The organism is Vreelandella lionensis, from assembly GCF_002087295.1.
In the GTDB taxonomy this organism is placed as follows: domain Bacteria; phylum Pseudomonadota; class Gammaproteobacteria; order Pseudomonadales; family Halomonadaceae; genus Vreelandella; species Vreelandella lionensis.
In genome coordinates, this window is sequence record NZ_MWVI01000019.1 from 17,702 (window position 1) to 35,702 (window position 18,001).

The following is an 18,001-nucleotide window of genomic DNA, read 5'->3' on the forward strand; positions in this document are numbered from 1 at the left end:
TGAGTGGCACGGTGAGTGATATTTTACTAGACAAGAAGAACAAACTGGGCAGCGCGGTTAGTCGCTAACAAAAACAACATGACACCGCCCCGACCTGAGCCAAAACAAAAACAACAGGGCCAGGTAGAGATAACAGCACTAACAAGAACAATAGGCTTGAATCTCATTACTTGCATGCGCAGCACAAGGCCACCAAACGGAGCCCTGCAACAAAGCGCAGCGAACAATAACAACAGCCAGCAAGTGCCCAAATAAGGACGCGACGTACACAAGGTTCTGCACCCAAACAACAACAATAGCAGCATAGGTGTACACCCCCGGAGCCAATAACAACTCGCCGGGAGAGAAAAGTTCGCGGTTGGATTATTGTTTTGAATACGAGGCGGTCGGGATCAGAGTGGTTCTTATGCCTGCCGACTGCGGTGCGTATTCAGGGCGATGTGCCATCATGAATAAAAACAGCAGCATGGACGCTGATTGTCTGCTTTATAGGGGAGGCTCACGTAGCCTCCCCTTTCCGCGTTTATAGGGCTCGATGTTGTGGTCTTCTAGCAAACCTCTCCTCGGCGCTTTGCAAGCCAGAAGGGGTCGGATACACTCAATCCCTTACCGTCCTCCATACGGTTACGTTTTCGAACCCGTTTTCGCTACACTGCGAGTCGATATCGCCGCATGCTTAAAGGATTTACCCGTCTATTACATAGCACGAGAGAGCACTTGAAATCCCTGCTCGATTCCCCAGAGAGCGCCTCTGATGCGCTCAGTCCTCGTATTATTCCGCGCTCCGAGCATCCCGTCTCTCGTCAGCAAATCAGTGAAGCCGCGCTCAAGGTGCTGTACCGCCTCAATGGGGCTGGTTTCGATGCCTATCTTGTCGGTGGCTGCATTCGCGACGCGCTGCTCGGCAAAATGCCGAAAGACTTCGATGTTGCCACCAACGCAACGCCCGAGCAGGTGCGCGACCTATTTCGCAACTCACGCCTGATTGGCCGCCGTTTCCGCATCGTTCACGTGCGCTTTGGCCGCGAAGTCATCGAGGTAACCACCTTCCGTGGTAAACCCCAGGACGAGCACGGCGACCATATCGCTCACCAGTCGGACGATGGCCTACTGCTGCGGGACAACGTGCGGGGCAATATCGAAGAGGACGCGCTGCGCCGTGACTTTACCGTCAATGCGCTCTACTACAATATTGCTGACTTCACGATCCACGACTTTGCCAACGGCGCGCGGGATATTGAGTCGCGCACGCTGCGGCTGATCGGCGACCCTGCGACCCGCTACCGTGAAGACCCGGTACGGATGCTGCGCGCGGTTCGCTTTGCAGCCAAGCTCGACTTCACGATCGAGCCCGCCACCGAAGCGCCGATGTACGACTTGGCGCCGCTGCTGCTGCAAATTCCGCCTGCGCGCCTGTTTGATGAAGTGCTCAAGCTGTTTATGGCGGGCCGCGGATTAATCACTTTCCGCCTGCTCAGCCATTACAATCTGTTTGGCATGCTCTTCCCGGAATCAGAAGAAGCCATGGCCGATGCCGCTTGGGCAGAAGAGCTGATTGAACAAGCGTTGACCAATACCGATAAGCGTATTGCTGACGGCCGTCCAGTCACGCCAGCGTTCTTTTTAGCAGCTTTTTTTTGGGCACCTGTGGCCCATCGCCAAGCGGCGCTTGAGCGCGAAGGTATGCCCGCCGTGCCTGCATTACAAACAGCAGCGCAAGAGGTTGTCTCGCGTCAGCTGCAGCATATTTCGATTCCCAAGCGCTTTGGTATCCCCATGCGCGAAATCTGGGAGCTGCAAGCACGCTTGCCGATGCGCCGGGGCAAACGGGCTTTCCAAACCCGCGAGCATCCGCGCTTCCGTGCTGCTTATGACCTCTTGTTGCTACGTGAACAGGCGGGTGAAATTCCCCGTGGGCTAGGCGACTGGTGGACGGCGTTTCAGAAAGGCGATGAGCACGAACAGCTTCGCCTACTGCAAAAAGTCGGCAGCGACCCTGCCAGCCAAGGTGACCGCCGGCGCAAAAAACGCCGCAAGCCGCGGAAGGCGAACAGTGAATAACGCCGTTCGCAGTTACATCGGCCTTGGTAGCAATTTGGAGAACCCCAAAGGGCAGGTGCAGCAGGCGCTTCAAGAGCTAGCTGCCCTACCCTTGTCTCGGCTGGTGGCTAGCTCGTCACTCTACGCCACTCCCCCCGTAGGCCCTCAAGACCAGCCTGACTTTATCAACGCGGTCGCCTGCCTCGAGACGCATCTTTCGCCTTTGGCACTGCTGGATCAACTGCAGGCGTTGGAGCAGCGCCACCGTCGGCGGCGGCTGCGCCACTGGGGGCCGCGCACGCTGGATTTAGACCTGCTGCTCTACGGTGAACTCACACTTCATCAGCCGCGCTTGACCGTTCCCCATGGGCAGATGCACGCCCGCGCTTTCGTGTTAGTCCCGCTGGAGGAAGTCGCTTCAGCGCTTCAGCAGCCCATCATCCTGCATCAGCAGCCGCTTAATCACTGGCTAACAGCTGTAAATATGAGTGATATTCGGTGCTTAAATGATACCGACGTCACCGCGACTGCTACCATCTGACACAAATCTCGACACCACGCCCTCATTCAGGTAACAATTGCCGGTTACGCCACATCGCGCATGCAGGGACGCTGCGATAATAATGGCCGAGCAAAACAGGCGCGACACAACCCTGCCGCATCGGCCCCATAAAGATTGAATGAGAGCACGCCATGAAAACCGTCACCCTGAGCACTCTGCAGGCGTATAAGCGCGCTGGTGAAACGTTCAGTTGCCTGACTGCTTACGATGCCTCCTTTGCCCATACTGCTAGCGCGGCGGGTATTGATGTCCTATTGGTAGGCGACTCCCTGGGCATGGTTCTACAGGGCCATAGCAGCACCCTCCCAGTGACCATCGACGATATTTGCTACCCCACCCGCTGCGCTGCGCGCGGCAAAGGCCCCAGCCTGCTAATGGTCGATCTACCGTTTATGAGCAACGCCACCACCGAACGCTTAGTGGAGGATGGCGCGGCGCTGATGCGTGCGGGTGCAGAGTTGGTGAAAGTTGAGGGCGAAGCGTGGATGGCCGACGGCATACGCGAACTAACCCGCCGCGGCGTCCCTGTTTGCGCCCACTTAGGCTTAACGCCGCAAACCGTTTACCAGTTGGGCGGTTATAAAGTGCAGGGCCGCGAGGCCGAGCAAGCAGAAAAAATTATTCATGACGCCAAAGTGCTGGTCGAGGCAGGCGCATCGGTCTTTTTGTTGGGTGCGTACCCGCCAGTTTGGGCAAAGCGGTGACCGAGGCGCTGGACGTCCCCGTCATCAGTATTGGCGCAGGCCCGGATACCGACGGCCAGATTCTGGTAATGCACGACGTGCTGGGCGTTACCCACGGCCGCACACCGCGTTTTGTGAAGAACTTTATGGCGGACGCACACTCTATTCAAGGTGCGTTTGAGCAGTACCATGAAGCGGTCAAAACCCGCACGTTTCCCGCTCTGGAACACTGTTTTTAAGTGAGTGACAGCGAATCCCCTATGCGCACTTTGCGAGATATTAACGAGCTACGCGCCACTCTGCGCGACTATCGCCTAAAGGGCCAGCGCATTGCGCTGGTGCCTACCATGGGCAACCGGCACGCTGGGCATTTGGCACTCATTGCGACCGCCCGCCAGCATGCAGATGTGGTCGTCTCCAGTCTGTTTGTTAACCCAATGCAGTTTGGCCCTGGCGAAGATTTAGACGCCTACCCGCGCACGTTTGAAGCTGACCAGCGCCAGCTCACCGAAGCAGGCTGTGACCTTCTGTTTGCCCCCACAGTCAGCGCCCTCTACCCCAACGGGCTGGCAGCTCAAACCCGCGTCCACGTGCCCGAGGTCGGCGAAGGGCTTTGCGGTGGCTCACGCCCTGGGCATTTTGACGGTGTCTCCACCGTAGTGAGCATGCTGTTTAACCTAGTGCAGCCAGACGTCGCCTGCTTTGGTGAAAAGGATTACCAGCAGCTCGCGGTGATCCGCAAACTGGTGGCTGACTTGCACATGCCCATCGAGATTATTGGCGTGCCGATTGTGCGCGCCGACGCTGGCTTGGCGCTCTCCTCACGTAATGGCTACCTCAGCGAGCAGGAGCGCGCCAAAGCGCCCACGCTCTACCGTACGCTGTGCGAGCTACGCGATGCGCTGGCCCAAGGCGAATCCGCCGAACAGGTACTACAACGGGGTAAAACCGCGCTGTATGATGCCGGCTTTACGCCGGACTACCTTGAGCTGCGGGATGCCACCCTAAAACCTGTGGCGGCCTCCACGCGCCATGCCGTGCTCTTAGCCGCCGCCAAGCTCGGCCCAGCCCGGCTTATCGACAATCTCAGCGTGCAGCTTCCTAGCGCTGCCACTGACTAGCCCGTCAGGCTAGCTCTTTACCCAGGAGTTTCTATGCATACCATTATGCTCAAAGCCAAGCTGCATATGGCCCGTGTTACCCACGCCGTATTGAACTATGAAGGCTCGTGCGCCATCGACGGCGAACTGCTGGATATGGCCGGCATCCGCGAAAATGAACAGATTCAGATTTATAACGTGGAGAACGGCGAGCGCTTCACCACTTATGCCATTCGTGGCGAAGAGGGGTCACGTTTGATCTCGATCAACGGCGTAGCGGCGCATCTGGCCTCGCCAGGGCACCGCATCATTATTTGCAGCTACGCCCACTACTCAGAAGCCGAACTTGAAAACCATCAGCCTGCGCTGGTGTACCTCCAAGAAGGCAACCACGTTAGCCATACCAGCAACGCCATTCCGGTCCAATTGGCATAAGCTAATCATCTGAGAATGCGTTATTTAACGGGCCGTTGATCGGCCCGTTTTTATTTGCCAAAAAAAGCGTATGGCCGCAATGCACAACCTTCCCCTATGCTGATAGCCAAGCCTGTCAATACACGCTAATAACGATGTTAATAACAACGGATAGGCAGCGACGTCTATCTGCCATAGGAACGATGCAACACTTACTCAAGGAGTTATCGTATGCAAGACGTGGTCATTGTGGCGGCACGCCGCACCGCCGTAGGTAGCTTTGGTGGATCACTCGCTGGTATTCCTGCCAGCGACCCGGGCGCACTAGTGCTTAAAGATATTATTGCTTCCACCGGGGTGGCTCCTGCGCAAATCGATGAAGTGCTACTGGGCCAAGTGCTCACCGCAGGCGTCGGCCAAAACCCGGCAGGCCAGGCAGCTATTAAAGCGGGCCTACCTGACACCGTACCAGCCATGACGATTAATAAAGTATGTGGCTCGGGCCTTAAAGCACTGCATCTAGCGACCCAAGCCATTCGCTGCGGCGATGCAGAGATTATTCTTGCCGGCGGTCAGGAGAATATGTCTGCCTCTCCCCATATCCTCCCCAATTCCCGTAACGGCCAGCGCATGGGCGACTGGAAAGCCATCGACTCCATGGTTCATGACGGCTTGTGGGACGCGTTCAATAACTATCACATGGGGATCACTGCCGAGAACTTGGCAGAGAAGTACGGCATCACTCGGGAACAGATGGACGAATTTGCCGCTGCTTCCCAGCAGAAAGCAGCCGCTGCCATTAAAGAGGGCAAATTCAAAAGCCAGATCGTGCCGGTGGAAGTGCCCCAGCGTAAAGGCGACCCGGTGGTGTTCGATACCGACGAAAATCCCCGCGAAGTGTCTGCCGAGAAGCTAGGCGGCATGCGCCCCGCGTTCAAGAAAGATGGCGCCGTGACTGCTGGCAACGCCTCGTCGCTAAACGACGGCGCTGCGGTCGTCCTGCTCTGCTCGGCAGAAACCGCTAAAGAACTCGGCCTGGAGCCGCTAGCCCGCATCGCAGCTTACTCCAACGCAGGCGTCGACCCGGCCATTATGGGTATTGGCCCCGCCCCAGCAACACGCCGCTGCTTGGAAAAAGCAGGCTGGAGCTTGGATGACCTAGACCTCGTTGAAGCTAACGAAGCCTTCGCCGCCCAAGCGCTCTCGGTCAACAAAGAGCTTGGCTGGGACACCTCTAAAGTGAACGTGAACGGCGGTGCTATTGCCCTGGGCCACCCCATCGGTGCTTCTGGCTGCCGGGTTCTGGTTACGCTGCTCCACGAGATGATTGCCCGCGACGCCCAAAAAAGGCCTCGCTACGCTGTGTATCGGCGGCGGCCAAGGGGTTGCACTGGCGATTGAGCGTCCGTACCCCCTCTTAAGCGGAACGTAGAGAGAGTGCCCCCGCCACGCGGGGGCATTTTTTTCACTGGTCTTGCCAAGCCATTAGCGACGCTTCTCCCCCACAATGCGCGAGGGTGTGCGCCATACCAATAGCATCCCCAGCAGAAACAGCCCTGATGCCGCCCACATGTCCATGGGCAGGCTGGTGGTATCAACCACTTGGCCACCTACCATGGCTCCCAGGCCAATCGACATATTAAAGACAAATGCCATCAGCGCCGTAGCGGCTTCCGTATTGGGCGCTGTGCGCAGTATCCAGGTTTGAATACTCGCCGATACACTGCCAATGACTGCGCCCCAGACCATCAGCAGCATAACGCCGCTAATGGGCTGAACACCTAATAGTGGGAATAGCACCACGACCACCAGCAGTAGGCTGGGAATCGCCAGCACCGCACGGTAGGAATGTCGCCCAGCAAAGACACCCGCCGCGATATTGCCCAAAATCCCCGCCGCCCCGTAGAGCAGCAGCAAGCTTCCAACGTGACGCTGGGCAATACCGCTAATCTCCTGAAGGATCGGGCTGATAAAGGTATAAGCGGCAAAGTGGCCAACCACCACAAAGCCCGTGGTCAGCACCGCTACCCGCACGCCACGATTCTTTAGCTGTTGCGCAAGCATCCGTAACCTTACTGGCTCGCGGGGCGGCAGCGGCGGTAGCCAGAACCACAGTGCTAAGGCCGTGATCAGGCTCAAGCCACCCAAGGCACCAAACGCGACTCGCCAGTTGCTTAAATCGCCTAACAGCGTACCCAGCGGCACGCCTAAAACGGAGGCCGCCGCCACCCCGCCAAAAATTATGGTCATGGCTTTAGGCACTTGAGCACTCGGCACTAACCGCGGCGCAATACTGCCCGCAATCGCCCAAAAGCCACCAATGCTGATACCGACCAGCACACGAGCAGCCAACAAAAACACAAAGTTGCTTGCCATGGCTGACAGCACGCTGCCCAGCACCATCACCGCCATCATTAAGGTCAGCATAATTCGGCGATCAAGACGCCCGACCGCAACAGGCAAAAGCGGTGCTGAAAACGCCGCGACAACGCCCGGGACCGTTACCATTAAGCCCGCCATACCGGGCGTTACACCCATTGAATCTGCCACCTGCGATAACAGGCCAATAGGCAACTGCTCCGCAGTGACCAATAAAAAAATGCCGATCATCACGGCGACCACAGCCCACCAACGCGGCGATTCCTGCTGCTCCATGCTGTTTCCTCGATTCCTGGACCTATCAAACGACACCGCCCCCGCAGCCAGAGGCTGCGGGGGCGGTAAGTCGTACGCTGATCGCTACTTAGCTAGCGACATCCTCCTCGGCAGCTGCAAATGCGGCTTTCTCTTCTTCGGTGATCTCTTTGATCGAGAGCTTCACGCGATTGCGGTTGTCGATATCCAGCACTTTCACGATGACATCGTCGCCTTCGTTCAGGAAGTCGCGAACGTTGTTGACGCGCTCCTGGACGATTTGCGAGATATGTACCATACCATCGGTACCCGGCATGATGTTTACAAAGGCACCGAAGTCAGCGATGCGCACCACTTTGCCTTTGTAGAGCTTGCCGATTTCCGCTTCAGCGGTAATCGCCAGTACGGTATCGATGGCTTTTTTGGCCGCCGCTTTATCTTCTGCGTAGATGCGTACGGTGCCATCGTCGTCGAGGTCGATAGACGCGCCGGTATCTTCGCAAATCTTACGGATGGTCGCGCCGCCTTTACCGATAACATCACGAATCTTATCGGGATCGATTTTGATCGTCGCCATGGACGGTGCGTTTTCAGACACATCGGTACGGCTTTGACTGATCACGGCGTTCATCTGAGCCAGGATACCGATGCGCGCATCGTGGGCCTGCTGCAGCGCGGTCTCCATGATCTCTTCGTTGATGCCTTCGATCTTGATGTCCATCTGCAGGGCGGTCACGCCCTCTTCAGAACCGGCGACTTTAAAGTCCATATCACCCAGGTGGTCTTCATCACCTAGGATATCGGTCAGCACCGCGTAGCCGTCTTCGTCTTTGACGAGGCCCATGGCGATACCCGCCACCGGCGCTTTTAGCGGTACACCCGCATCCATCAGGGCCAGCGACGAACCACATACCGATGCCATGGAGCTAGAGCCGTTTGAATTCAGTAATCTCCGACACCACACGAATGGTGTAGGGGAATACGTCTTCAGACGGCAGCATGGCTTGGATACCGCGACGCGCCAAGCGGCCGTGACCGATTTCGCGACGCTTGGGGCCACCCATAAAGCCAGCTTCACCTACCGAGTAGGGAGGGAAGTTGTAGTGAAGCATAAAGCGGTCTTTACGCTCGCCTTCCAGCGACTCAATCAGTTGAGAATCGCGCAGCGTGCCCAGTGTGGCCACGGCAATCGCCTGGGTTTCACCACGGGTAAAGATGGCAGAGCCGTGAGTTTTCGGCAGCACGCCTACTTCAATGGCCAGCGGGCGCACGGTGACGTTATCGCGGCCATCGATACGCGGCTCGCCTTTGACAACGCGTGAACGCACGACACGCTTCTCAAGCGCTGCGAACGCGCCCTTCACGTCATCTTTGCTGAACTTGCCTTCTGCTTCTTGTCCTTCAGCGGCCACTACCTGCTCAACGGCCTCGTCTTTCAGCGCAGCCAGCGCGTCCTGGCGAGCCATTTTGTCGGTGATGCGGTACGCTTCGCCCACTTTGGCTTCAAAGGCGTCGGCCATGGCGGTTTTCAGCGCCACGTTCTCAGCCGGAGCCTGCCATTCCCAGCGCGGCTTACCGGCTTCAGCGACCAGTTCTTTAATGGCGTTGACTGCTACCTGCATCTCCTGGTGGCCAAACAGTACCGCCCCCAGCATTTCATCTTCGAGCAGTTCTTGCGCTTCTGATTCCACCATCAGTACGGCGTTTTCCGTACCGGCAACCACCATATCCAATTCAGACGTGGTCAGTTCTTCAACCGTGGGGTTCAGGAAGTAGCCCTGCTCTGCGTTGAAGCCAACGCGGGCAGCGCCAATCGGGCCGTTAAACGGCACGCCAGAAATGCTCAGCGCCGCAGAGGTGCCCAGCATGGCCGCGATATCCGGATCATGATTACGGTCAGTCGACAGAACGGTGCAGATCACCTGCACTTCGTTCATAAACCCTTTGGGAAACAGCGGACGGATCGGACGGTCGATCAAACGCGAGGTCAGGGTCTCTTTTTCAGTCGGGCGACCTTCACGCTTAAAGAAGCCGCCGGGGATTTTACCAACGGCGTAGGTCTTCTCTTGGTAGTGAACCGAGAGCGGGACAAAGGGCTGGCCTGGGTTGACGTCTTTCTTCGCCACCACCGTACACAGTACGACGGTCTCGTCCATGGTAACCATTCCGGCACCTGGTGGCTTGGCGAGCGATACGCCCAGTTTCTAGGGTGACGGTTCTACGACCGTATTGAAACGTTTTTTTGACCGGATTCACGGCTACTTCCTTTAACATTAATAGCTGCTTGTCTTTTCGCGTGGGTCGTTTTGACTCGCCACCATTCTAGGCGTTGATGCGCCTTACGGCTACCACAAACAAAAAAACGGGCAGCTCACAAGGAGCTGCCCGTTTCGAATCATTGCCGTTACAAAGCTTAGCGGCGCAGACCCAGACGCTGAATCAGAGACTGATAGCGCTCGAAATCTTTACGCTTCCGGTAGGCCAGCAGCTTACGACGCTGGTTTACCATGCGGATCAGACCACGACGAGAGTGGTGATCCTGCTTGTTGGTTTTGAAGTGGTCCTGCAGGCCGTTGATGTTAGCGCTCAGCAGTGCAACCTGAACTTCAGGGGAACCGGTGTCGTTGTCGCCGCGGCCGTATTCGTTTACGATCTCGGCCTTTTTCTCAGCGGGTTAATGCCATCTGTCTCTCCAGTAAGCAATATGCCTAAAAATGAATGGGTGAGACCACGCATATTTGCAGTCTCAAGCTACTATTTTCCCGCAAATCGCCGCTTCCTTGCAACGTTTTACGAAATGGCGACTGTACTTAACAGCCGCTTGGGCGCTACTTCCTCAGGCCCTTTTACAACGCCAAGGCCGATAAACGTCTCAGCGTAATAAAGTCGTGTTAGCGCATCCGGTGATAACTCACCCGCGGCTAAGTAGGCAGACTGCCCATGGGCAAGACGCCCATAAGAGGCTTCGTCGACACTCAGCGAAGGTAGATGGTCAACCAGCACATCCGCAGGCATTAATTCTGCTTCCCGGCTGGCTTGGTCTGCCAAGGCTTCCAACGCTTCTAGCGTCCACATGGCGTCGCCGTTAAACGGTCCCGTTTTAAGCCTGCGCAGCTGGCTAATGTGGGCACCACAGCCTAGAGCATGGCCAATATCTTCAGCCAACGTGCGGATGTAAGTGCCTTTACTGCAGCTTACTGCCAGCTCGAACGCGGTGCCCTCAAAAGCAAGCAGGCGCGCATCATACACGCTAACCCGCCGCGCTGCACGCTCTACGTGCTTGCCCTCACGGGCCAACTCGTAGAGCTTTTTGCCTTGATGCTTGAGGGCCGAATACATCGTCGGAACTTGCTCAATCTCACCGCGAAACTGCGTTAAGACCGACTCCACCGCCTCAGCCGGGAGTGATGGAACCTCACGCTGCTCAATGATCGTGCCTTCTGCGTCGCCGGTATCGGTGATCACACCCAGCTCGATGCGGGTGCGATACATTTTGTCGGCTTCCAGCAGATGCGCGGAGAACTTGGTGGCCTCCCCTAGGCAAATAGGTAGCAAGCCTGTCGCCATAGGGTCGAGCGTGCCGGTGTGCCCGGCTTTTTGCGCCTCAAAGAGACGGCGCACACGCTGCAGCGCGTGGTTGCTGGAAATGCCTTTCGGCTTATCCAGCAGCAGCACGCCATTCACCGGTAATCCACGACGGCGACGAGCCATTAACGCGTCTCCTCACCTTGCTCTTCACTGCCGCCCTCGTCATCCGCTTGACGAGCACGGTCCGTGGAGACCGCTTCGTCAATCAGCGATGAGAGGTGCTGACCGCGCACCACGCTTTCATCAAAATGAAAGCGCAGCTCTGGGACGTGCCGCAGCTTAATACGCTTGGCAATTTGGCTTCTTAGAAACCCTGAGGCGCGCTTAAGCACTTGCAGGTTCTCCTTGATACGCTCAGGCTCCTGTTCACCCAGCAGGGTGACATAGATATCGGCGTAGCCAAGATCGCGGCTAACGGTCGCACCGCTGACCGTGACCGTGCCCAAACGCGGGTCTTTCACTTCGCGTTGGATCAGTACCGCCAGCTCCTTATGGAGCTGGTCGGCTACTCGGTCGGTACGCTTAAATTCGCGCATGCTTGCTCCTCGCGGCCTTACAGGCTGCGCTCGACCTTCACTTGGTCAAAGACTTCGATCTTGTCGCCGACCTGGACATCGTTGTAGTTCTTCACGCCGATGCCACACTCCATACCGTTACGTACTTCTTGTACGTCGTCTTTGAAGCGGCGCAGCGATTCGAGCTCACCTTCGTAGATCACCACGTTGTCGCGCAGAACGCGGATACGCTTGCTGCGTGACACCGTGCCTTCGACGACCATACAACCGGCAACGGCACCAATCTTCGGAGCGCGGAATACGTCGCGAACTTCGGCCACACCGACGATCTCTTCTTTCCACTCGGGCGCGAGCATACCGCTCATCGCCTGCTTCACTTCGTCGATCAGCTGGTAGATAACGCTGTAGTAGCGCAGATCCAGGCCTTCACGCTCGATGATCTCGCGGGCAGCCGCGTCAGCACGTACGTTGAAACCAACCACAATCGCTTCAGATGCCAGCGCCAGGTTGGCGTCAGTTCCGGTAATACCACCCACACCAGAGGAGACCACAGCCACTTGTACTTCTTCAGTGGAGAGCTCTTCCAAGGCGCCTTTGATCGCTTCCAGCGAGCCTTGTACGTCGGCTTTGAGGACGATGTTGACCTTGGCCACTTCGTCTTGGCCCATCTGGCTGAACATGTTCTCCAGCTTGGCGTTCTGCTGACGCGCCAGGCGTACTTCGCGGTATTTACCCTGACGGAAGTTAGCCACTTCGCGGGCTTTCTTCTCATCGGCGACTACCATGAAGTCATCACCGGCATCCGGCGTGCCGTCGAGACCCTGGATCTCTACCGGCATGGCGGGGCCAGCGGTATCGACCTGCTTACCCAGCTCGTTGGTCAGCGCACCGACGCGGCCATAGTGCAGGCCAGCCAGGACGATGTCGCCCTTCTTCAGCGTACCGTTTTGAACCAGCACGGGTGCAACCGGACCGCGACCTTTGTCCAAGCGAGACTCAACAACAACACCTTTACCGGGTGCCGACGGAACGGCTGTCAGCTCAAGTACTTCGGAGGCCAGCTGGATCGCTTCCAGCAGGTCTTCCATACCTTCACCGGTTTTGGCAGACACGTGAACAAACTGCGTGTCACCGCCCCACTCTTCAGAGATAACGCCGTGCTGGGACAGTTCGTTACGAATGCGGTCAAAATCGGCACCCGTTTTATCGATCTTGTTCACAGCAACGACCATGGGAACTTCAGCCGCTTTCGAGTGCTCAATCGCCTCGACGGTCTGAGGCATCACGCCTTCGTCAGCTGCGACCACCAGGATAACCACGTCGGTGGCTTTTGCACCGCGGGCACGCATGGCGGTGAACGCCGCGTGACCAGGGGTATCCAGGAAGGTCACACCGCCGTGGTCATCTTCCCCGTGGTAAGCACCGATGTGCTGAGTAATACCGCCCGCTTCGCCAGTGGCGACTTTGGCGCGACGGATATAGTCCAGCAGCGAGGTTTTACCGTGGTCAACGTGCCCCATAACGGTCACAACCGGTGAACGGGTGATCTCTTCGCCTTCGTAGGAGATGCCTTCCAGCATTTCCGTTTCCAGCGCGTCGTCTTTCACCAGTTTGACTTTGTGGCCCATCTCTTCCACCACGATGGCCGCTGTATCCTGGTCAATCGTCTGTTTGATGGTTACCGCCGCACCCATGGTGAACATAGCCTTGATGACTTCGTTGGCCTTGATCGACATTTTGTCGGCTACCTCAGCAACGCTGATGGACTCAGGAATCGAGACTTCACGCACGATCGGCTGAGTCGGCTTCTGGAAGCCGTGCTTGCCGTTGCCCTCTGGCTTGCGCCACCGCGACGTCCGCCACGGCGTTCGGCACGCTTCACTTTCTTGCCACCGCCACGCTTACGCTCTTCGCGATCGCCACGATCATCGTCGTCATCACGACCTTTCTTCTTCGCAGCTGCCTTTTTGGGCGGTGCGGTACGACGGTCGGTACGGCCTTCTTTCGGCGGTGCAGGCGGCAGATGGTCGCCGGTTGGCGTATCGTCGATCCCAAGCTCAGGCACTTCGATGTCCGGCACTTCCGCCGCTTTTGCTGCTTTTGCCTTGGCCTTCTCTTCTGCTTCTTTACGTGCAGCTTCTTCCGCAGCTTTGGCTTTCGCCGCTACCACTTTTTCTTCCGCTGCACGGGCATCACGCGCTTTGCGCTCTGCTTCAGCTTCGGCCATATCGCCCACTAACTGGCGCGGGCCAGAATGCTTGGGCTCAGGTGCTTTCGGCTTTTCGTCTTCAGCGCTTTTAACGTAGGTTTTCTTCTTGCGAACCTGTACTTCAATCGTTTTACCACGCTCACCGGTTTTGATGCGGCTGCGGGTTTTACGCGTCAACGTAATACGGTTTTTGCTCGGCTCGCTATCACCGCCGCCATGGCTTTTTTTCAAAAAGCTCAGCAACGTCTGCTTGTCGTCTTCAGACACAGCGTCACCTTCAGAAGCATGCTTCAAGCCTGCTTCTTTCATCTGTTCCAATAGGCGGGGCACATCGCGGCCCACTTTTACTGCAAAATCTTTAACTGTCATATCTGACATAGTGACCCTCCTAAACCCGTGACCTGTTTACTGTGTGTTTGAATCCGATGCGTCATCGACTTCAAACCAGGGCGCACGGGCAGTCATGATCAGTGCCGCTGCGCGCGCTTCGTCCAACTCCTCGATATCGACCAGATCGTCGACAGACTGCTCGGCGAGATCTTCCATTGTGACGATACCGCGGCTGGCCAGGATGAAGGCCAAGTGGCGCTCCATGCCGTCCATCTCCAGCAGATCTTCTGCCGGCTGGGCACCGTCTAGCGCTTCTTCCGAGGCAATCGCCATCGTCAGCAGCTCGTCTTTCGCACGTGCACGCAACTCTTCCACCAAATCTTCATCGAACTCTTCGATTTCGAGCATCTCTTCCAGCGGCACGTAGGCAACTTCTTCCAGGGTGGTAAACCCTTCTTCCACCAACAGGCGAGCAACGTCTTCGTCCACACCCAGGTGTTGGACAAAGGAGTCTACCAAGCTGTCGATTTCCTGCTCGCGCTTGGACTCCGCTTCATCTTCAGTCATGACGTTGATACGCCAGCCAGTCAGCTCAGACGCCAAGCGAACGTTCTGGCCACTGCGGCCAATCGCCTGCGCCAGGTTGTCCTGGGCAACCGCTACGTCCATGGCGTGAGCATCTTCGTCCACTAGGATAGACCCCACATCGGCTGGCGCCATGGCGTTAATCACTAGCTGGGCGGGATTTTCGTCCCACAGAACGATATCTACACGCTCGTTTTGCAGCTCAGACGATACCGCCTGAACCCGTGAGCCACGCATACCGACGCAGGCACCGACCGGATCAATGCGGCGGTCGTTGGTTTTCACTGCGATCTTGGCACGTGAGCCGGGGTCGCGGGCGGCACCTTTGATTTCAATCAGCTGCTCGGCGATTTCCGGCACTTCAATTTTGAACAGCTCAATGATGAATTCAGGGCAGGTGCGTGAGAGCTGCAGCTGCGCACCGCGAGCGTCCGGGTCAACCTTGACCAGCAGCGCGCGAACACGCTCGTTCATACGGTAGCGCTCGCCATGGATCATTTCGTTACGCGGCAAAAACGCTTCGGCGTTTTCGCCCAGATCAATGATCAGGCCGTCACGGGTGGTCTTTTTCACGATACCCGCGACCAGTTCGCCTTCACGGTCGGCGTATTGACGCACGACTTCGGCGCGCTCGGCTTCACGTACTTTCTGTACGATAACCTGCTTGGCGGTTTGCGCGGCAATACGACCAAACACGGCGTTTTCGATTTTTTGCTCGACAACATCGCCCAGCTTCAGCGGCGGATCGCGCTGCTCGGCAATGGTCTCTTTGATTTCGTAGTCTGGCGTTTCGAATTCGTCATCTTCGACCACGGTCCAGTAGCGGAACGTATCGTAGTCACCGGTGCGGCGATCAATATGAACGCGCACATTGGCTTCTTCGTGCTCAAAACGCTTACGCGACGCGCTGGCCAGCGCGGCTTCTACCGCTTCGAAGATGACATCGCGGGGGACGCCTTTTTCATTAGAGATCGCGTCCACGACCATTAAAATTTCTTTACTCATGCGTTTGCCTCGCCAGAAAACCTGTCCTTTTGTGCATCATCCCGGCGCCTGCCGGAAGCCGCGACCCGTGTTATTCGTCGAACTGCGGGACATCGTGCGCAGAATCGATGCTTTCGATAGGAAAGCAGTACTCTTCGCCTTCCAGTTGCAGCAGCACTTCATCACCCTCGACACCTGCGAGGAGCCCTTGATACTTGCGTCGCACATCGAAGGCAACGCGCAGCTTCAATGCCACGTGATGGCCTTGATAGCGAATAAAGTGATCCAGGGAGTAGAGGGGACGTGCCATGCCGGGTAACGAGACCGCCAGGCGGTATTCGCCGGGAATGGGGTCTTCCACATCCATAACGGCACTGACTTGACGGCTAATATCAGCGCAGTCTTCCACGCTGACACCGCTCTCGCGCTCGATGTAAATTACCAGCCGCGAATGCTTGCCCTGGGAAATATGGTCGATACCCCATAGGTCGAAGCCCATGGCGGCAACGACAGGTTCGATCAGCGCGTGAAGCGCAGCGTGGTTTTGTGGCCACAGACAAAGCTCCTATAGCCGTTGCATCAGGCACCTGGGCAGGAGTCATAAGAAAAGCTAGGTGGCTGATTGGCATTACCTGGGAATGTGTCTCTGGCTACTCGGACAACATCCGCTCGTGAGACACTCTTGGCTCGCAAAAATCTATTTATAAAAAGCTACTAACAAAAAGCCCCTTCACAGGAAGGGGCTTTTTGAAAGAAACCTGTAGTACCATTTTAGCAACATGTCGCGGTTTTTTCGCTGCCTTGAAGCACAATGTAGAACGCTTTTAGGCTTAAACAGTATTACTAAATAAATGGTAGCGGAGACCGGATTTGAACCGATGACCTTCGGGTTATGAGCCCCGACGAGCTACCAGACTGCTCCACCCCGCATCAATCTAGGTCGACGATAATAGACACTTGAAAGGCTTACGTCAAGAACTCATTACAAGAACTTGTTTCAAAAACTTTTTCAAATGCGTCTTTCGTCTCAGGTGCCAATCCTGACATTCTGGGAAGCTGGTAAACCAGCGAAACAGATGGTGCCGAAGGCGGGACTTGAACCCGCACGACCATACGGTCACTACCCCCTCAAGATAGCGTGTCTACCAATTCCACCACTTCGGCATCAGGGGAGGCTAAAGAAAGCGACATCAAGCGGTTACTCGCTGCTTTCCTCTAGCACTGGCGCGGTATTATCCATACTTGCAGGAGAGTCGTCAAGCGTTGGAATGTTTTGCTGTTGTTCGATCATCTGCGCATCAGGAATACCCGCTTCCGGCGCTTGGCCTGCCTGGGTCGCGAAGTACGCAAGCGCCGTGGAGGTGACAAAAAAGCCCGCCGCAAGAATACCCGTTGTGCGGGAGAGGAAATTACAGCTACCCCGCGAGCCAAACACTGTTTGCGACGCACCGCCACCAAAAGCAGCGCCTGCTTCGGCACCCTTACCCTGCTGAAGGAGGATGAGTACAACCAAGGCGACCGCAATCACCACGTGAACCATAAGAATTGCAACTTGCATGGAGTTATCCTGCTGACTGACAAATGGCGTAGACATCGTCGGTTTTAAGCGAGGCACCGCCCACTAACCCGCCGTCGATGTCCGGCTGGGCGAGCAGCTCAGCCGCGTTACTTGCGTTCATGCTACCGCCGTAAAGCAGTTTCAGCTGCTCGGCAAGCGACGCATCAAACCCTGCCTGATAGGCACGAATGCCTGCCATGACCTCTTGCGCCTGCTCTGGCGTGGCCGTACGGCCGGTACCTATCGCCCACACAGGCTCGTAGGCAATAACGATTTGCAGACGCTGTTCTGGCGCTAAGCGAGCCATGATATAGCCTACTTGGCGCAACACAACGTCCATCGTGCGGCCTGCATCGCGCTCTTCCAGCGTTTCACCCACGCATAGAATAGGCGTCAGCCCAGCATCAAGGGCTGCCAGCAGACGGTCAAACACCTGCTCGTCGCTTTCGCGGTAAAGCTGGCGGCGCTCAGAGTGCCCCACCAACACGTAGGCCACACCAAACTCTTTGAGCATGCTACCGCTCACTTCCCCGGTATGCGGCCCCGGAGTGATGAGGATTAAGCGTTTGCGCCCCTAGCTGCAGCGGCGTGTTGCTGAACGCATGGCGCGCAGCGTCGAGATAGGGAAACGGCGGAATGACCACCACGTCGATATTGGCGGGCAGCGCAGCAGAAGCAAACGTTTTGCCAAACGACTCAATCAACGCCGCAGAACCGTTCATTTTCCAGTTACCGGCGATTAATGGCGTACGCATGGATAATCCTCACTCAAGGTGGAGCGAAATGGTATAGGAGCCGC

10 protein-coding genes, 2 tRNA genes and 6 pseudogenes are annotated in these 18,001 nt (G+C 56.7%); 6 read left to right on the top strand and 12 right to left on the bottom strand.

The window, feature by feature from the left end; all coding sequences use genetic code 11:
• The first annotated feature begins 672 nt into the window (after positions 1 to 672).
• The 6 genes and pseudogenes from pcnB to B4967_RS02460 all read left to right on the top strand — a co-directional run bounded on the left by pcnB (position 673) and on the right by B4967_RS02460 (position 6,231).
• Positions 673 to 2,061, top strand: coding sequence for a polynucleotide adenylyltransferase PcnB (gene pcnB, locus B4967_RS02435; protein WP_083023342.1), 1,389 nt, complete (start codon positions 673 to 675; stop codon positions 2,059 to 2,061).
• Positions 2,054 to 2,581, top strand: a complete 528-nt coding sequence (folK, locus tag B4967_RS02440) for a 2-amino-4-hydroxy-6-hydroxymethyldihydropteridine diphosphokinase (protein WP_243470283.1) — start codon at positions 2,054 to 2,056, stop codon at positions 2,579 to 2,581. Before pcnB ends, folK begins: the two co-directional genes overlap by 8 nt.
• A gap of 152 nt (positions 2,582 to 2,733) precedes the next feature.
• A pseudogene (panB, locus tag B4967_RS02445) lies at positions 2,734 to 3,524 on the top strand (3-methyl-2-oxobutanoate hydroxymethyltransferase).
• Between the two features lie 21 nt (positions 3,525 to 3,545).
• Positions 3,546 to 4,406: a pantoate--beta-alanine ligase gene (gene panC, locus B4967_RS02450; RefSeq protein WP_083023346.1), complete on the top strand. Its 861-nt coding sequence runs from the start codon at positions 3,546 to 3,548 to the stop codon at positions 4,404 to 4,406.
• Between the two features lie 33 nt (positions 4,407 to 4,439).
• Positions 4,440 to 4,820, top strand: a complete 381-nt coding sequence (panD, locus tag B4967_RS02455) for an aspartate 1-decarboxylase (protein ID WP_083023348.1) — start codon at positions 4,440 to 4,442, stop codon at positions 4,818 to 4,820.
• 210 nt (positions 4,821 to 5,030) lie between these two features.
• A pseudogene (locus B4967_RS02460) lies at positions 5,031 to 6,231 on the top strand (acetyl-CoA C-acetyltransferase).
• A 53-nt stretch (positions 6,232 to 6,284) separates the two neighbouring features.
• On the opposite strand, the gene B4967_RS02465 reads toward B4967_RS02460, so the two are convergent.
• The 12 genes and pseudogenes from B4967_RS02465 to tpiA form a co-directional block, all read right to left on the bottom strand.
• Complete coding sequence (locus tag B4967_RS02465) at positions 6,285 to 7,454, bottom strand: MFS transporter (RefSeq protein ID WP_083023349.1); 1,170 nt, start codon at positions 7,452 to 7,454, stop codon at positions 6,285 to 6,287.
• Positions 7,455 to 7,542: 88 nt separating this feature from the next.
• Positions 7,543 to 9,707 (bottom strand): annotated as a pseudogene (pnp, locus tag B4967_RS02470) (polyribonucleotide nucleotidyltransferase).
• 139 nt (positions 9,708 to 9,846) lie between these two features.
• Positions 9,847 to 10,104 (bottom strand): annotated as a pseudogene (gene rpsO / locus B4967_RS02475) (30S ribosomal protein S15); the annotation flags it as partial.
• A gap of 119 nt (positions 10,105 to 10,223) precedes the next feature.
• Complete coding sequence (gene truB / locus B4967_RS02480; RefSeq protein ID WP_083023353.1) at positions 10,224 to 11,144, bottom strand: tRNA pseudouridine(55) synthase TruB; 921 nt, start codon at positions 11,142 to 11,144, stop codon at positions 10,224 to 10,226.
• Positions 11,144 to 11,557 (bottom strand): 30S ribosome-binding factor RbfA, encoded by a 414-nt coding sequence (gene rbfA / locus B4967_RS02485; RefSeq protein ID WP_083023355.1) that lies wholly within the window; start codon positions 11,555 to 11,557, stop codon positions 11,144 to 11,146. The genes truB and rbfA overlap by 1 nt, the downstream gene beginning before the upstream one ends.
• Positions 11,558 to 11,574: 17 nt before the next feature.
• A pseudogene (gene infB / locus B4967_RS02490) lies at positions 11,575 to 14,123 on the bottom strand (translation initiation factor IF-2).
• Between the two features lie 27 nt (positions 14,124 to 14,150).
• On the bottom strand, positions 14,151 to 15,665 hold the full coding sequence (nusA, locus tag B4967_RS02495) for a transcription termination factor NusA (RefSeq protein ID WP_083023356.1): 1,515 nt from the start codon (positions 15,663 to 15,665) through the stop codon (positions 14,151 to 14,153).
• Between the two features lie 70 nt (positions 15,666 to 15,735).
• On the bottom strand, positions 15,736 to 16,200 hold the full coding sequence (rimP, locus tag B4967_RS02500) for a ribosome maturation factor RimP (protein ID WP_279384637.1): 465 nt from the start codon (positions 16,198 to 16,200) through the stop codon (positions 15,736 to 15,738).
• 296 nt (positions 16,201 to 16,496) lie between these two features.
• Positions 16,497 to 16,574: transfer RNA gene (locus B4967_RS02505), tRNA-Met, on the bottom strand.
• Between the two features lie 147 nt (positions 16,575 to 16,721).
• Positions 16,722 to 16,808, bottom strand: a tRNA-Leu gene (locus B4967_RS02510).
• Positions 16,809 to 16,842: 34 nt separating this feature from the next.
• A complete protein-coding gene (gene secG / locus B4967_RS02515) occupies positions 16,843 to 17,202 on the bottom strand; it encodes a preprotein translocase subunit SecG (RefSeq protein ID WP_083023360.1) in 360 nt (119 codons plus the stop codon).
• Between the two features lie 4 nt (positions 17,203 to 17,206).
• Positions 17,207 to 17,957, bottom strand: a pseudogene (gene tpiA / locus B4967_RS02520) (triose-phosphate isomerase).
• Between the last annotated feature and the right edge of the window lie 44 nt (positions 17,958 to 18,001).

Excerpts from the sequence above, each read along its gene's own strand:
- pcnB (WP_083023342.1), top strand. The coding sequence starts at position 673 with ATGCTTAAAGGATTTACCCGTCTATTACATAGCACGAGAGAGCACTTG.
- panC (WP_083023346.1), top strand. The coding sequence starts at position 3,546 with ATGCGCACTTTGCGAGATATTAACGAGCTACGCGCCACTCTGCGCGAC.
- panD (WP_083023348.1), top strand. The coding sequence starts at position 4,440 with ATGCATACCATTATGCTCAAAGCCAAGCTGCATATGGCCCGTGTTACC.
- B4967_RS02465 (WP_083023349.1), bottom strand. The coding sequence starts at position 7,454 with ATGGAGCAGCAGGAATCGCCGCGTTGGTGGGCTGTGGTCGCCGTGATG.
- truB (WP_083023353.1), bottom strand. The coding sequence starts at position 11,144 with ATGGCTCGTCGCCGTCGTGGATTACCGGTGAATGGCGTGCTGCTGCTG.
- rbfA (WP_083023355.1), bottom strand. The coding sequence starts at position 11,557 with ATGCGCGAATTTAAGCGTACCGACCGAGTAGCCGACCAGCTCCATAAG.
- nusA (WP_083023356.1), bottom strand. The coding sequence starts at position 15,665 with ATGAGTAAAGAAATTTTAATGGTCGTGGACGCGATCTCTAATGAAAAA.
- secG (WP_083023360.1), bottom strand. The coding sequence starts at position 17,202 with ATGCAAGTTGCAATTCTTATGGTTCACGTGGTGATTGCGGTCGCCTTG.